The sequence below is a fragment of the Psychrobacter sp. APC 3281 genome, from assembly GCF_030407815.1.
Taxonomy (GTDB): domain Bacteria; phylum Pseudomonadota; class Gammaproteobacteria; order Pseudomonadales; family Moraxellaceae; genus Psychrobacter.
Genome location: NZ_JASDCS010000011.1, coordinates 1 through 16,693 on the forward strand (window position 1 = coordinate 1; position 16,693 = coordinate 16,693).

13 protein-coding genes are annotated in these 16,693 nt (G+C 44.4%); 3 read left to right on the forward strand and 10 right to left on the reverse strand.

All coding sequences use genetic code 11. The annotated features are described in order from the left end of the window. Positions 1-247 precede the first annotated feature (247 nt). Positions 248-742 (forward strand): ribosomal protein S18-alanine N-acetyltransferase, encoded by a 495-nt coding sequence (gene rimI, locus QL886_RS10525; protein WP_290178679.1) that lies wholly within the window; start codon positions 248-250, stop codon positions 740-742. A 94-nt stretch (positions 743-836) separates the two neighbouring features. Here rimI and QL886_RS10530 read toward each other — a convergent pair whose 3' ends face one another. The 3 genes from QL886_RS10530 to trxB are packed head-to-tail and all read right to left on the reverse strand — an operon-like array spanning position 837 to position 3,130. Beyond that, a complete protein-coding gene (locus tag QL886_RS10530; RefSeq protein ID WP_102078510.1) occupies positions 837-1,271 on the reverse strand; it encodes a MerR family transcriptional regulator in 435 nt (144 codons plus the stop codon). A 29-nt stretch (positions 1,272-1,300) separates the two neighbouring features. Beyond that, complete coding sequence (aat, locus tag QL886_RS10535; protein WP_290178680.1) at positions 1,301-2,107, reverse strand: leucyl/phenylalanyl-tRNA--protein transferase; 807 nt, start codon at positions 2,105-2,107, stop codon at positions 1,301-1,303. Then, a complete protein-coding gene (trxB, locus tag QL886_RS10540; RefSeq protein WP_057758497.1) occupies positions 2,108-3,130 on the reverse strand; it encodes a thioredoxin-disulfide reductase in 1,023 nt (340 codons plus the stop codon). 586 nt (positions 3,131-3,716) lie between these two features. Between trxB and QL886_RS10545 the strand changes: the two genes are divergently transcribed. Together QL886_RS10545 and QL886_RS10550 are read left to right on the forward strand one after the other, a co-directional pair. After that, positions 3,717-7,049: a DNA translocase FtsK 4TM domain-containing protein gene (locus QL886_RS10545; protein WP_290178682.1), complete on the forward strand. Its 3,333-nt coding sequence runs from the start codon at positions 3,717-3,719 to the stop codon at positions 7,047-7,049. 323 nt (positions 7,050-7,372) lie between these two features. Then, complete coding sequence (locus tag QL886_RS10550; protein WP_290178683.1) at positions 7,373-8,866, forward strand: amidase; 1,494 nt, start codon at positions 7,373-7,375, stop codon at positions 8,864-8,866. A gap of 35 nt (positions 8,867-8,901) precedes the next feature. Here QL886_RS10550 and QL886_RS10555 read toward each other — a convergent pair whose 3' ends face one another. From QL886_RS10555 to QL886_RS10585, 7 genes are all read right to left on the reverse strand, one after another. After that, entirely contained in the window at positions 8,902-9,792 is an 891-nt protein-coding gene (locus QL886_RS10555) for a class III extradiol ring-cleavage dioxygenase (RefSeq protein WP_290178684.1), read from the reverse strand. Positions 9,793-9,876: 84 nt separating this feature from the next. Next, positions 9,877-10,365 carry a 23S rRNA (pseudouridine(1915)-N(3))-methyltransferase RlmH gene (rlmH, locus tag QL886_RS10560; protein ID WP_290178685.1) on the reverse strand — a complete coding sequence of 163 codons (489 nt, stop codon included), beginning with the start codon at positions 10,363-10,365 and terminating at the stop codon, positions 9,877-9,879. 84 nt (positions 10,366-10,449) lie between these two features. Then, positions 10,450-10,986, reverse strand: coding sequence for a YetF domain-containing protein (locus QL886_RS10565; RefSeq protein ID WP_290178686.1), 537 nt, complete (start codon positions 10,984-10,986; stop codon positions 10,450-10,452). A gap of 185 nt (positions 10,987-11,171) precedes the next feature. Further along, positions 11,172-11,657 carry an ABZJ_00895 family protein gene (locus QL886_RS10570; protein WP_290178687.1) on the reverse strand — a complete coding sequence of 162 codons (486 nt, stop codon included), beginning with the start codon at positions 11,655-11,657 and terminating at the stop codon, positions 11,172-11,174. 69 nt (positions 11,658-11,726) lie between these two features. Then, a complete protein-coding gene (locus QL886_RS10575; protein ID WP_290178688.1) occupies positions 11,727-13,769 on the reverse strand; it encodes a D-alanyl-D-alanine carboxypeptidase in 2,043 nt (680 codons plus the stop codon). Between the two features lie 151 nt (positions 13,770-13,920). Then, positions 13,921-14,526 (reverse strand): 3'-5' exonuclease, encoded by a 606-nt coding sequence (locus QL886_RS10580; RefSeq protein ID WP_290178689.1) that lies wholly within the window; start codon positions 14,524-14,526, stop codon positions 13,921-13,923. Positions 14,527-14,608: 82 nt separating this feature from the next. After that, positions 14,609-16,591 (reverse strand): DUF294 nucleotidyltransferase-like domain-containing protein, encoded by a 1,983-nt coding sequence (locus QL886_RS10585; protein ID WP_290178690.1) that lies wholly within the window; start codon positions 16,589-16,591, stop codon positions 14,609-14,611. Positions 16,592-16,693 lie beyond the last annotated feature (102 nt).

Genomic DNA, 16,693 nt, shown 5'->3' on the forward strand with positions numbered 1-16,693 from the left:
GTGAAGGCGGCCGTACTGTAGGCGCTGGTGTTGTTGCTAACGTATTGAACTAAGACTTAAGTTTCAGCAATGAGCTTATGAATTAGTCATAAAAAAGGCCATCCTATCTAGGGTGGCCTTTTTTTATTGGAGAAAATTGATTGTATAATTACGAGTCTACATGAATGTATGGCAAGCTCTACATATATCATCTAAGCATAATATAATAATAAAAACAGCCTAATAATAATCATGTAAAAGGAACGTCATGTTTGCGATAGAAGTATTACCAACAAATGCAGTAGAACTTGAAAACGTTATTCAAACCGTTGCTAATATAGAAGCGATGGTGCAACCAGATGATGCTTGGAATCAGAAAACATTGACTGAGTTGCTTGAGCAGGACAGTATTCGTCTGCTGATTGCTTACGATCAAGCCAAAGAAGAGAGTGTTTCTCATCGTAAGATAGTTGGTTATTGTTTATATCAAATGACTTTTGAGCAAGCAGAGGTGTTGCGTATCGGAACTGATCCAAAGTATCAACGACAAGGTATTGCTTCACAGATATTGAATAAACTGCATGAGGTGTTACAGCTCAATCAAGTAGAGAGTCTTTTGTTAGAAGTACGTGCAGACAATACGGCGGCGATAGCGTTATACGAGCAACAGGCATTCAATATTATTCATAAGCGTAAAGGATATTATAAAATGCCACATAAACCAGCAGTCGATGCATTGATCATGCAGCATACTTATATTTAACAAAGAAAATAAAGCTTGATAAAAAATAAGCAGTGATAATAAAAGTGGCGATAACAGCTATGACATAAAAGCAGGATTAACTAAGGTTTAAGCTTTATTGCAAAGGAATTTTCTTTTTACAGACTTCCACATCAAGCTGATAATCACTATCTGCTTTCATTCGACCTAAAATATCCAAGCGTTCGCTTAGTAGCTCAACCATTATGCTGATATTGGCTTGCTGTTTTTTGACTTGTTCTAGCTTTTGCTGAGTGAGTATGAGCTGCGAATCAATATCCAAATGACCATCATAATAATCATTTAAGCTGTTTTTAATTTCAGTAAGGGTGAAGCCAATAGCTTGCGCACTTTTGATCAGCTCTATGCGTTCGATACATTCTGGATGAAATTCGGTATATAGACGTGAGCCTGCCTGACGCTTGCGAGATTTTAGTAGGCCTAATTGCTCGTAATGACGAACCGTATCTTTGGTCGTATTGGCCTTTGCTGCTAGCTCACCAATCAATAGAAACGATGTATCAAGTGCCATAATAACCTCTTATTTTTTCGCTATGATAATCATAACTCTAGTTGCCAAGGCGATTCGCTATCCAGTAGTGACACGGCTAACGGTTTATGAGAGTGCTTTTGCCATGGCACAGACTGGCTGCCTATTAAGTTGTCTAACTGAGCTAGGAAATCAGCACGCGGTAAGGTGGTCGCACCTAAACTCATCAAATGATCGTTCGGTAACTGACAGTCGACGAGTGCGACATCACTTTGTTCACATAAGCGCATCAGACCCCAAAACGCTAGCTTTGATGCATTAGATGCTCGATGAAACATTGATTCACCAAAATAGATGCCGTTTATTTTTAACCCGTATAATCCGCCAATCAGTTGACCTGCCTCGTTCCAAACTTCAATGCTATGAGCAAAGCCTTGCGCATGCAATTTGGTATAAGCTTCGATCATCTCATCATGAATCCAAGTATGCTCACCTTCGGGATGATTGTCATTAAGGCCATCACTGCGCGGTAAGCTACAGGCATGTATGACATCGTTAAAAGCTTGATTAAGCGTCACTTGCCAACGTTCGCGATTTGCTTGCTTACGTAGAGACTTACTCGGTTGATAGGCAGATGGGACAATCACGCAACGCGGCTCAGGACACCACCAAGCAATAGGCTCATCTTCGTTAAACCAAGGAAATAGTCCTTGAGCATAGGCTGATATCAGCGTTTCAGGTGCTAGGTCACCGCCCATAGCGACGATGCCAATACCATCAGGATCAATAGAAATAGGATCAGGAAAGTCATAACGCCCAAGACTTCTTAAAGTCTCAGGCGTAATGTGTTTATCGTGCTGTTGAGTAAAGTTGCTCATTTAGGCTTCTTTATCTGCAGTTAGGGTTGAATCGTAAGTGTGATCACGAGCGACGGTTTCGCCCAGTGCATCCAAGTACTTTTCAGCATCCAACGCAGCCATACAGCCAGTGCCAGCAGAAGTGATGGCTTGACGGTAAACGTGATCAGCTACGTCACCTGCGGCAAACACACCTTCGATACTGGTCTGAGTAGCATTACCATTCAAGCCACTATTAACGATTAGATAGCCATCTTTCATATCCAACTGACCTTTGAACAAGTCAGTATTTGGCTTATGACCAATAGCGACAAACATACCCATTGTATCTAGTTGTTTGGTACTGCCATCAATCATTGATTCGATGACGACGCCATTGACGCCCATGTCATCACCGACCACTTCTTTTACTTGGTGGTTCCATTCGATTTTGACATTACCATTTTTGGCTTTTTCAAACAGCTTGTCTTGTAGGATTTTTTCAGAGCGTAGGCTGTCACGGCGATGTACTAAGGTCACTTCAGACGCAATATTAGATAAGTACAAAGCTTCTTCAACCGCTGTATTACCACCACCAATTACCGCAACTTTTTGGTTTTTATAAAAGAAACCATCACAAGTGGCGCAGGCTGATACACCAAGCCCTCTGAACTTGGTTTCTGATTCTAGTCCCAAGTACTGTGCAGATGCACCAGTTGAGATAATGAGTGCGTCACAAGTATAGCTACCGTTGTTACCTGTCAATTGAAAAGGACGCTCATTTAGGTTTACTTCGTTGATATGATCATAGACCAGTTCAGTACCGAAACGTTCAGCATGTGCTTTCATACGTTCCATCAATGCAGGACCTGTCAAATCATGCGCATCGCCTGGCCAGTTGTCGACTTCAGTAGTGGTGGTTAATTGTCCACCGACTTCCATACCAGTAACCATAACTGGCTTAAGGTTAGCGCGTGCTGCATAGACTGCGGCAGAGTAGCCAGCAGGGCCTGAGCCTAAAATAATGAGCTTTTCGTGACGTGGAGCAGTAGTGTCAGTTGCCATGAGTTGTTCCTTGCTAAATATACGAATTAAAAATGTAAGTTATAAATATAATAAAAGAGGAATATCAAAAATGACTACGAATATGCTTCTTCTAATTGCTGTGTGATAATAACATAAGGGCACAGCGCACAAAGTGCAAGTTTGCTAAAACAAACACAGGTATCATTAGAATCAAAGAATAAATAACTTTGGAACATAAGTGCAAAAACAGAGACTATTTTATAGAATTTAGGCAATACAGTTAGCCATATTTTGCCACTCGTGTTTCGCTAACCAGCTGTTTTCTTACGCAAAGTGTCTACTGATTTACTTTCTTACACGCTTTCTTGAGAAGACTGTCGCCACTGCACCTATGTATTTGTTATTATAAGAAGTTATGCCAAGTGTAGTAGGAGCCAAGCGATAACGGTTGTTTGAAGGCTCTATGATCGGCACATGCCAAACAAACACTTCGCTCGGTACATTTATGTCAACACTTTATGTCAGCATGATTAGGCTTAGTCATGCATTGGCGACCATTTAGTATTAATAACAAGGCAGATCTTACGTGATATCAGCACCGCTTATTGAGTATTTAAAAAAGGGAATGTTTACCCTCCTTGGGTTAATACTGGCCGTTTATCTGTTTGTCATTTTGATGACTTACACAGGCAACGATCCTAGCTGGTCGCACATTAGTAGTGACATGACCACGATTAATAATATGGGCGGCGAGGCAGGTGCATGGTTATCCGATTTGCTTTACAGCTTTTTTGGGTTTGGCGCTTGGTGGTTTTTGGCATTCGTGGTTTATGAATCTATCCTAATTTGGTGGGAAAACAAGCCAACGTTTTGGCTCATGCGATTGGTCGCTTATGTGTTTTTACTATTAAGTGCTAGCGCATTGTTTGCACAATTGGTCTCTTTAGTTCAACAAGTCACGAACCCTGACGCAATCGGCCTCGAAGGTGTCGCTGGTGGTATTATCGGGCTAGAGTTACAGGCGCGTTTGACACAGCTGCTATCGCAGTGGGGGAGTGTGGTTTTCTTAGCAGTATTCGTTGTGATTACCGCTACGTTTGCCTTTAACATCCATTGGATGACGATATATCAAAAGGTTCGTACACTATCATGGCTTGGCTCAGGTGTAAAAAGTCAGAATGCTATCGAAGCTACTGAACCGAGCATTGCATCAGAAAATGATAGCCAAAACTTAGATGAACCGGTAGATAAAAAAGTAGAGCATGAGCAGCTCCCACTTGAGTTACAGTCTGCGGAAAATTCTAGTGGTACTCAAGACGTCAGCAGTAGTGGACGTTTCGGTAGTGTCTTGTCAGACTTTTTGGCAACCTCAGGGTTGGCAGATAGTGTCAAAGCCTCTGTCATCGCAGCAAAAGCAGCGGCAACACCTAATAGCTCAAAAGGTGAGCAGGCAAATACCGATACAGAAAAGTTTAAAGCTGCTACTGATAATACAGCCGACAATGCAGTCCAGCCATTAGCCTCAAACTTGACTGCACCTATTGCTCGCAAAGTTGAGCCAAGCTTTGCGTGGAATGATGCCAATACGGTCGATGATTTACTTGCAAGTGAGCAGATGGCTTACAGTGCTCATGGCATGGACAGCTCGGCTATGCCTGTACCCAACTATTCCCAAACGGGTACTAGTACCACGGCATCGTTAGAAAAAACAGTACCTGCTACTGTGACCACTATCATGACGGAAGCGGTTGCTCAACCAGTTGTATATGATAAAGAATCATTAGCTCAGTCATCAGTTGATGAGCCAGTGAGTAGTAATTTAGCCAGTCAGCCAGTCGTTGAACCTAATGTACCTAAAGTCTCTACGACACATGAGACTGCAGAAGTAGATAAATTAGCAGAAGCATGGTTGGCAGAGCATGCTGATATATCAGAACCTACAGAATCTGTTGTAGAAACGTATGAAGACTCTAAGCCTGTTCAGGAAACTGTAGCAGCTGAGCCAGTAGTACCAGAGAAGACACCAGAACCTACGGTTGAAGAGCCTATTAGTTTTGCACAGGATTCAGCCAATCAACTGTCTGATACGCCTGTAGAGTTGCCACAGACTAATAATGCGGCAATAGTCTCTGAGCTTGAAGTCGCTCCGGTAACAGTAGAGACTGAGCCTGCATTGCCAGATGTGTCAGACGCTTCAGACATGACACCAACCAATACGCCTCCTGCCAATCCAAAAGCAGCGCCAACGGTAGAAGTGACTAGCCCAGTCTCCAATGTACAGCCTGAGCCTAAAACGCCTACCCAGCCATCTGTCAGTTTTGCTGTCCCAGAAGGCGATAGCAGCAACCATATCACCGATATGATGCCAGAGGATGACAGTGATGACGACACCAATGTACCGGTCATGCCACATATTAGTGATGACGCAGCCTTCAGTCAGAAATCACGCTCGATGCAAACGGCAGCTTATCGCAGCAGTCTAACACCTATTCCAGAAGTCTCTATATTGGATAAGCCAGATCCTGACCGCAAGCCTAGCTATACTGTGGCTGAGCTTGAAAAGTTGTCTGAATTGCTAGAAATTAAACTACAAGAATTTAATGTAAAGGCCTCTGTGGTTAATGCTATCCCTGGCCCTGTCGTCACCCGTTTCGAAGTGGAGCTGGCTGCTGGTGTGAAGGCTAGTAAAGTCACAGGTATCTCGCGTGATTTAGCGCGTTCACTATCGATGGCTTCTTTGCGTGTGGTCGAAGTAATTCCGGGTAAACCGTACATCGGTATCGAAGTACCTAACAAGAAACGTGAAATGGTACGTTTGATTGAATTGCTCAACACCGAAACGTTCAAAGACCCGAAAGCGCAGATTAGCATGGCGATGGGTAAAGACATCGGTGGTAACCCAATCATTACCGACCTTGCGCGTGCACCGCATATGCTAGTCGCTGGTACCACAGGTTCTGGTAAATCAGTATTGGTCAACTCGATGCTACTATCGATGCTACTCAAATATACACCCAATGAGCTGCGTCTTATCTTGATTGATCCAAAGCAGCTTGAACTTGCTAACTATAACGATATTCCACATTTGTTAACGCCAGTAGTCACCGATATGACGGAAGCGGCCAGTAGCTTGTCATGGTGTGTGGCTGAGATGGAACGACGCTATCAATTGATGAGCTTACTAAAAGTTCGTAAGCTCAATGAGTTCAATAAGAAGGTCATCGCGGCGGAAAAATCAGGCAATCCAATGCTCGATCCTCTATGGCGTCCGAATGACAGCGTAAGTATTAGCCAAGCACCCAAGCTAAAAACCTTACCCATGATTGTTATTGTCGCGGATGAGTTTGCCGATATGATTATGCAAGTTGGTAAACAAGCCGAAGAGCTCATCACACGTTTGGCGCAGAAATCGCGTGCTGCTGGTATTCATTTAATGCTAGCGACTCAGCGTCCGTCAGTCGATGTCATTACGGGCCTGATCAAAGCCAACATCCCAGTGCGTGCGGCACTACGAGTCAACTCAAAAGTCGATTCACGTACGATTTTGGATAGTGGCGGTGCTGAGGATATGCTAGGTAACGGTGATATGTTGTTCTTGGGACCAGGGCAGATTGAGCCGGATCGTGTACATGGTGCTTATGTCAGTGACGAAGAAGTTAACCGTGTCTGTGATGCGTGGCGTGAGCGCGGCGCCCCTGACTATATTGATAATATGGCAGGCAACTTTGAATTATCTAGCCCAGGCGGTGGTAGTACAGCCAATGCCTCTGGTGAAGATGATGATTTATATAATGATGCCGTGGCCTTTATCATGGAAACACGTAAAGTTTCTGCTTCAAGCATTCAGCGTAAATTCAGCATCGGCTACAACCGTGCTGCGCGTATTGTCGACTCTATGGAAGAAGCTGGATTGGTCAGCTCGATGGGCAAAAGTGGTAAGCGTGAACTATTGATGTAGGATCAATTATTAAGTTGATAACGAAAAAGCGAGTCATGAAAATGGCTCGTTTTTTTATGGAAGAAACTTAATAATGCTTTTATAAATTGAGGGCTTAGAAGTAAGCTCTTATTATTCAGTATGCTCTAGGGTGTGAAAAGTAGATTCGTATACTGGCTCATTAACTAGTGAAATCGACAAGATGACTAACGAGTCCGTTTATCAAATATCAGGTACGTTTTTTTATACTAAACTGACAAGAGTTTATAAAAAATAGTCATTAGTTTTAGAAAATATGAATGCTACATAGTCTTAATAAAATTACTCTCCAAGGAAGGTTAGTTATGTTTAAAGAATATACTCAATATGATGGGCTAGCTTTAGCGGCATTGGTCAATTCAGGTGAGGTCAGCGCGAAGGAATTGCTAGATGCTGCTGTCCATCAAGCCAATCAAATCAACCCTAAGCTAAATGCTATCGTGCATCGATTTGATGAGCGTGCTTATAATGCCGCGCAGGCAGGTTTACCTTCAGGTGTATTTACTGGCGTGCCGTATTTACTAAAAGATTTATCTTTCAGCTTTGCCGATGAGCCGATTACGATGGGCAGTCGCAGTGTCAATATCATTTCAGAGAAAGACAGCGAAATCGTCAAAAGGATGAAAGCGACAGGCGTTAATACCTTTGGCAAGACTAATACGCCTGAGTTTGGTTTGATTATCACCACTGAGCCAAAAGCGCATGGTGCTACTCATAATCCTTTTAAGAAAGGCTATAGCTCTGGCGGCTCGTCAGGGGGCAGTGCAGCAGCAGTTGCGAGCGGTATCGTACCGATGGCAGGCGGCGGTGATGGTGGCGGCTCGATACGTTTTCCATCGGCTTGGTGCGGTACGTTTGGGTTAAAGCCAAGCCGCGGACGCAATCCAATGGGCCCTAATCTTGGTGAAGGTTGGGAAGGCGCCGTTGCTGACCATGTCATTACGCGTTCGGTACGCGATAGTGCAGCGATGCTAGATGCCACTAGTGGAGCAGAGATTGGCGCCCCTTATGTTATAGCTCCGCCAGACGGTACGTTTCTGCAAGCGGCGATGCGTGCACCGCGAAAGCTAAAAATAGCTTTGCATCAGCAGCCTTTGATAGCCAATACGACAGTGGACAAAGAAGTGTTGGCGGTACTTGAGCAAACGGCTAAGCAACTAGAGTCTATGGGTCATGAAGTAGTACCAGCCGAGCCAAACATCAATATCGAGCAGTTTTGGCATGACTTTATCGTTGTGGTCTGCGCGCATACGGCATTTACAATTGATAACATCGAGCGTGAATTTGGGGCTGACCAGATCAAAAACCTAGAGCCGCAAACCTATAATATGGCACTGCTTGGGCGTTCGCTATCAGCGGTTGATTTGGCACATGCCAAACATGGCTGGCATCATAGCCAGTATCAGACGGGTCTATTGCTAGAAGACTACGACATGATTTTATGCCCGACTGTGCCCACGCCTGCGGTAAAGCATGGTGTGTTACCGCCTAGCCGTATGGATGAGATGATGATGCGTAGCGCTGAGGTGCTTAATAAAGGTTTTAATATGGGTAGATATGCCTTTAACTCAGGCATGATAGAAAAGCTTAGTGCCCCTGTATTAGGTAAAATGGGCTTTACATTATTGGGTAATGTTACAGGGTTACCTGCGATGTCAGTACCCGTTGGTATGAGCAAAAAAGGCCTACCGATTGGTATGCAGTTAATCGGGCGTATGAATGATGAAGCGACATTATTCAGTGTGGCGGGCGAGATGGAGCGCGCTGGTTTATTTACCAAACACGCTTTTGAGAAGTAGGGTTAAATTTTAGTGTTCGCATTGGTCGCACTCAATCAATCAAAGCGATAGATATCCATACCCAAACTATGATGGGCCATACTTTGATGAACGACAGAGACGCGCTGACCAGTACCTAATGCAAAAAACAACGGTAGCAAGTGCTCATCACTTGGATGAATGTCCTTGTAGTCTGGGTATTGCTGCCAGTCGAGCGCCGTGGGAACGTCTATTTTGAGCTGCTGCAACAACCATTGCTTAAACGTTTTGGCTGCTTGATCGATGCTGTCGGCTTCCCAGCGCAATGCTTGTAAGTTATGCGTAATGTTACCTGAGCCAATTACGAGGATTTGCTCATCACGCAGATGTGCTAACTGTGCACCTAACTGATAGCAGGCAATACTGTCATAATGCTGCGGCAATGATATCTGTACGATAGGTACATCGGCTTCTGGATACAGATGTCTAAGCGGCGCCCACACGCCATGATCACAGGCACGTACTGGATTGACACTACAAGTAATGCCACGTGCGGTCAGCTGCTGAGCAAGTGTCTCAGCCAACGCTGGCTGGCCTGTAGCAGGATACTGAATGTCGTAAAGTTCAGGCGAAAACCCTGAAAAGTCATGCCATGTCTTTGGCTGTGGATTACTACTAATCTCTAGCTTTGCTGACTGCCAATGCGCTGACATAATGACGATGGCACGTGGCTTAGGTAAGTTTTGACCGATACGTGCCAGTGCGCTGGTCGTCGCAGACTGCTCAATTGCAAGCGTAGGTGCGCCATGCGAGATAAAGAGCGCTGGTAGCTTAGATGTATTCGTCGCTACATCAGACGTATTTTCCCATGCGGCAGCCGCTGTGATAGGCGTCTGCACACTATGATGGTCATCACGTTGATGAGAAGGCTTAGAGGCGTTGGGTGTCGCATGTTTTGGATATTTCATGTTGCATTTATTAGGGCGTGCACCAATTTTTCAATCTATTCTGCGACTGATGTTCCAAATCAAAAAAATAGCTTAGTATTTTATTTAATTACCACGGTGATAAGGGTGGTTATTATTGATACTCATCGCGCGATACAATTGCTCCATAAGTACGACGCGTACTAGCGGATGCGGCAATGTCAGTGCTGATAGTGATAATTTTGCATCGGCCTTTGCCAATACTTCTGGTGAGACGCCATCTGCACCGCCGATGACCAAGGCAATATCATCGCCTTGCAGCATGCCATCAGCGAGCTTATCAGCCAGTCCTTCTGTCGAAATCATCTTGCCTTTGACATCTAATACCCACAATTGCTCTCGGCTTGATGCATTATGAGCAGCTAATATAGCCTGACCTTCCTGATCACGGTACTGTGCCAAATTGGCATCTGAAGGGTTTTTTGCCCGCTTGGCTGCCGCAATCTCGATAATTTCTGTGCTTAGCATCGGTTGAATGCGTTTGTAATATTCATCAAAACCCGTCTGTACCCAGCTAGGCATTTTATTGCCAACGGTCAAAATCCTTACTTTCATAATGCTTACATCTCGATAATTGAATTCAAGCTTATTAGGCCGTGTTCTTAATAGTTGTATCGCTCGTTGTTTATTGTCTGCAATTTACATCAAAGGGTTGATCGTCTCTGATACGTTGCTACTTGCGCTTTGATCGTCCACTTGGCTTGGCTTTGGAATGACAGTCAATTTTGCATCAGACTCAAAAACAATAGCTTCGACATCATCAAAACTATTAATCCCTTCAGAACGCATGGCACATTCGATTTCTTGACGCGTCAAGCGCTCATCACGCATGGCATCTGGCAAAAACTGCCCTTGATAAAAAACGATACGCGGCTCTGATAAAATAAAGTTACTAAATTGCGGTGAAACAGACGCATATTTGGTCACCACAAATTGCAATAGGTACAATACTAAAATAGACGAAACCCCTTCAACAAAGGGAATATCTTTGAGCAAAATTGTACTGGCTCCCAACGAGCCGATCATGACCGTCACGATCCAATCGAAGTTGTTAAGCTGTGACGTTGAGCGTTTGCCAGAGATTTTGGTAACTGTCACGATCAACACGTAAACCATAACAGTCGTCAAAACAATACGACCAAGCTTGTCTATGTTGTCAAAAAAGATCATGTCCATAATGTTCGCTCCTATTATGAAGGTAAAACAAGTCATCGCTAAAATACTACTTACTAGGGCGCGCCTTACTTTGTCTAATTTTTAGTACTATTCTTAAAATAATGACACGCCTTAAACTTAGCCTAACGGATTTTACGCATTAGCAGGGGAAAACTTTGTAGCACCTTGTAGATGATGGTTTGTACTTACGTTGATTTGCGTATAGGGTCTAATAATCGATTGATAGACCATAGACTGATTCGCGCACTGACCAGAGTAAGGACTAGCATTAGCATTAACGATGAAAGCAGGGGCAATGGACGCTGCATTGCCATCTCAAACAATACCTCACGGCTTATCGTATCAAACAGCCAAAACCAGATGGCTGAAAAATAAATAACCGTCAGCATCCAGACAATCACAACCCCACCGAACATCAATTTATTAATCTCATCTCGCGCTAATGCTCGCTTCTGATGTTTGATAAATTTACTGACAGCGATATAAGCACCCACGATAATAGAAACTACCATGACCAGTTGTGGATTGAGCGCAAGCTTGGTCTGTATCATCATAAATATGGTACTGGCAAGCGTGTATCCAATCGCAAAAAAACCGACATATCGAGCCAGTTTGGGCTGCACTTGTATAAGCGGCTGAGGTTTGTTGAGACTGGTTGTCTGGCGTGACATAAGCTAACCTTTATAAAGGTAAAAAATAGATTCTTGATAATAAGTCGACTTAAAGCGTTAATTAAAATATCAACGCTTTGCTGTCCAGTCGAGCATGGCATCTAACACAGGTCGCGCTGCATAAGGATTTAATGCTTGATCAGTATTGATTATACCAACGACAACGTAATCTTGTCCTGACAGTCCTTTAACATAACCTGCCATTGAAGTGACGTTATTTAACGTACCAGTTTTTATCCATGCACGGCCAGTGGCTGTTGATTCAGGCAAGCGATCGCTATGAGCGGCAATAGTACCACTAACCCCAGCGACACCTAACGAGTCGACATAGGCTTCAAAATTGGGTCGACTATAAGCATAAGTCAGTAGCTCGCTTAGGTTGGCGGCGGTGATTGTACACTCACGGCAAAGTCCTGAGCCATTGGTCAAATGAGGCGGCGGCGTACTGAGATTGGTTTGCCACCATTGATTGATGGTTTGTAAGGCTGCAGGGTAATCTGTCGTAGCAGGTTTACCAAACTGATATAAGCTATCCGCCTTTTTACCATTAGATTTATCAGCCGCTACTTTATTATCCATCTCATTACTAGCTTTGACTTCATGACTGCTTGGACTAGTCGCAGTTATGCTAGCAGGTATTGTTTGAGTCAGCCTTTCTTTATCATAAGCGCCTATAGATAGCGCCACTTGCTCAGCCATGACATTGTTTGAGAAGTGGTTAATGTCATGAATCTGCTCGGTTAAATTCAACGACGGATAGCTGACCATAGGTAGAGGCGACATCGCGATAGCCGTAAGCCCGTACGCTCGTTTCGTCGTCTTGGTAATCTCGTAAAGGGTTTCTTGTGAGATTACCTGTCCACTCAAAGTATTCCCTAATGCTTGCCATTTGGCAGCGATAACGTGTGCGGCAAACTCTTTGGCATTGGGATATGCTACGTAAAAGACATGCTCACCGCAGCTCTCTGGGAGACTGGCATTTAACACAAGCTGCGTGTTTTGCCACTGCGGCGCTAGGCTATAGCTTGCCTGCCCACAACTGGCTGCACGAGTATGGATTTTAGCAGGTAGCTGATAGTCTGCTAACCGCGGCTTATAGGTCACACTTGCTTGGCCATTATCTTGAGGGTAAGTTTTGATTCCAATGGTGCTAAAGTTAACCAAAAACCCATCTGGGCTGGCATTATAGGGACGTAGCGGTGAGTTATCAAAGGCGGCAGGATCTTTACTAACATTGTTAAAAACAGCGCTGTCGATGATGATATCACCATCGATATGACGAATACCGGATGCTTGCACTTTATACAGCAACTGTTTTAAGCGCTCGTGGGTCATTTTTGGGTCGCCACTACCTTGAATGATCAAGTCACCATGTAGACGGTTGCCGATGATAAGGCCAGTATGATAAACCCGTGTATGCCACACAAAATCTGCCCCTAAAGTGTCCAAAGCGATAAAGCTAGGCACGAGTTTCATGGTGCTGGCAGGCGTACGAGGGATGTCAGACTGGTGATCTAGCAAAGGCGAAAATGAAATCTTTATAGAGGTTTTATTGTTGCTCGCGGTATCTTGTACTTTGGCATTCTGATCAAGCGTATGCTGAGGTTCGTCAGGAATAACCGTTGGAATGCTCTCTACGCTCTGATAAGTATAAGGGTCGTCGGTATAAGCATGTATTTTTTGCTCGTGCTTCTCAATAGTGCGCTGCTCTATGGTAACTAACGCGCTCTGATGGCTCGGGTAGCTGCTAATTGTATCCGTAGAGGTGCCTGTAGTTGGGTGCTCAGATACTATAGTAGATGCAGATTGGCTGTCAGGTTCATCACTATCAATGACTTGAATAGGAGTAGGCAGACGACTGGCAGCCTTATCACCCACAGGGGTAATAACGATGCTGATATCCGCTTCTGTTAGATCGGCACGCGCCAAGGCTTTTTGAATGGCTGCGGGCAATGCTGCTTGTGCATGTATCGGCGCGACCACAATTGCTGCCAATAACGCTAACCTAGATAGACGTTTATTAGGTTGGTTCAGTGGTCGCAAATGACGACAAAGCGTGGTGGTTTTGGTTGCAGCAGTAGAGTAATGACGGCGTTTAGAAGGGTATCGCATGAGCATCTTTCATCAGGTGGCAAAAACAGCCTATGGTAACATGAGTTGCTGTTTTCGCGCACGACGTCAGAAGCACAATTTTAGCAATAACAACGCCCTTATTTAGATAACTAACTCCAACTATAGATTAAACTGAGAGCATGGTTTGCTGCTAACGAACATGCAAAAAAGCCATCGCCGTCATGACAGCATCGTTATAAGCATCGTGTGCGCCCAGTTCAGGAATGTTGTAATGGGCTAGGATACGATTCAGATGTTGAGCTTGGCTAGAGAGGCCTTGGGTGTAACCACTGATACGCCGACTGTAAAGGTGCCGCAAATCTATGACTTCGTTTGGTAGAGATGTTCCCATATAGCGTTTGACCAAAGGATTTAAAAAAGCCATGTCTAGCTGTGTGCAGAATCCAACAATTGGTCGATTACCTATGAATGGTAGTAGTAGGGTCAACATGTCATCGTAACTCATGCCATGTTCAACGTCGGCGGTACGCAAGCCATGAATGACAATAGTGTTGCGGTCTGGCATCACAGGAGGTCTGCAAACCAAATGCATGCCATTACCCGTGTCGATGGTATTGCCATTAATATGTATCGCTGCTACAGACAGCAGGTGATGCTTCTTGGGGTTCAATCCTGTCATCTCGCAGTCAATCGCTACCCACTGTTCAGCCGAAGGTGTCGTAAACATTGAGGCCAGCTCTGGACGCTGCAATTGTGTCTTTTGCCAAGCGCAAGATAACTGCTGTAACCAGCTCATATTAGTCATTCACTCATGTATGTTATTTTTTTATCTATAAAATTTCTGTATTTATGAAGCCTCTGTATTAAGACGGCCACATTTATGCGATTTCTAGTTGATAGTGTTGACGCAATTGATTCTTAAAGCTTTTGACTACGGCTAGACACTCTTTTAGCAGGTCACGTTCAAGCGCAGTCAAAGTCGTTGGATCCACTTGCCGTGCATGCTTATCGTCGGTTGAGAGCGCCACAGATAAGCGCTGCGCCATAAAAAACTCTAATGCTTCAAGCAAAGTATCGGCGCGCTCTTGGGTCATAGCACTAACCTGTACCAAGGACTTTAAACGCGCCTTGGTACTAGGCACATCGAGCACATTATTTTCTAATGCTAAAGTGCGGATACCATGGACTAAGGGAAAGATACCGGCTTTTTTTAGGTCAATGTCGGACGATGCTGATTTGCCACCTAGTAAAGGTACAAACTTTTGCCACCATTGATTAACATCGCCAAACTGTAGCGCTGCCCGGGCAAACTGCCTGACAAACATAGGGTCTGCCTGGCTATGAGCAAGCTTTAAATGCTGACGTACTTGAGTAAGCAGTGACTCATCGCCGCAGACGTATTCACCATCTAGTATCGCAGACAAGTAAATACCATGCATTGGGTCGGAGTTACTAAACCATAGGCCAATTTGCGCAGTGAATTGCTTGAGCGGTTGTCGCCACATAGGATTGGTCATCATGATATTGCCATCACACAGTGGGTAGCCAAGCGTTGCTAAATGGCTATTAAAAGTATCAGCAAACTGTGCTAAATCAAGGTGTGTATAGCCATCACGAATGATGAGCGCGTTGTCTTGATCGGTACGCATGATTTGCTCACCGCGCCCTTCTGAACCCATAACGATAAGGCAGGTATTGGCCACCACTTCATCAGGTACGATTAGCTGCCATAGCTTGGTAAATACCTGCGCATTTAGCGTCTGTACCATACGACTGATATTGCCGATTTTGACACCATTGTGATGCTGTGCTCGAATATAGCGACCGATCAGCTCAACAGCGGTATCTAGGCTTGATAAGTCCTGTGCCTGTTCGATTTGAATACTAATGAGCTGTGAATGATGGCCAATGTGAGCGAGCATATCGCTTTGCCCAAGCACACCGACGACATCGCCACTCTTATCAATGACTGGCAGTCTATGAATCCGGTAGCGAGTCATGGTCAGTAGCGCATCGCCAATCTCATCAGTGGCTTTGATGGTGCGCAGATTAAAGTTTGCATAGCGCTGGCAAGGAGTAGTGGCAGGATCTTGTCTGTCACTTACCGCGCGACAAATATCAGTATCGGTCAAAATCCCTAAGAGTAATCCTGTCTCATGTTGCGCTGTTCGTGAGCCACCTAAATCATCTAGTTGTAAGTCATCCAAACTATCTAAGCCATGTAGCGGTCGGACTAGCACATGTTTTAATCCAGCTTTAGTCATGATACGGGCCGCTTCGTACAAGCTATCATTGGCATCGACGATATGTACTGGTAATAGATGAACATCTATCACTGGCTGCAGCATAATTTGCTGTACTTCTTGTTGGTTGGTATAGCTGGCAGGATCTAGCGTTTTATTATGACGTCGTTGGCGCAATGCTTTTAATCGTTCAGGCAGTTTGTCTGATAGCATTTGGCGTACCAAATGATTTTGCGCGCTGATTTTATCAATAGCGGTGCCAGCGACTTGGAGCAGTAACGTCTCTTCATTAGCTCGGAATTGATAAGGCTGTATAGGCGTACTTTCAGGCTCTAGCTGATTATCCTTGGCAAGTGATTCAGGCAGGCGGCGACTATCAAACCAATCATTATTGTTCAGACCGTCAGCGTGATTGCTCCCTACATAGGACGCGACAAATTCACCATCTAGTGATTGCTCGATCTGCCCTTTGATGACCACATATAGACATTGCAGTTCTTCTGCAGGCAAGCTTTCATTTTTGGCAAGGTAGCGTATCTGGGTGTTTTTTCTAATGCTTTGACGCTCAGCTAAGCTCAATACATCAAAGGGCGGTTGGCTAAAGTCAAGATGGGGCATGGCATCATCCTTGATGGCATATTTTCGGTAGAGACTTTACTATAGCATTAATAAAACAAAAAGCCTCCAATAACCATAATATAAATAGGGTTATTGGAGGCT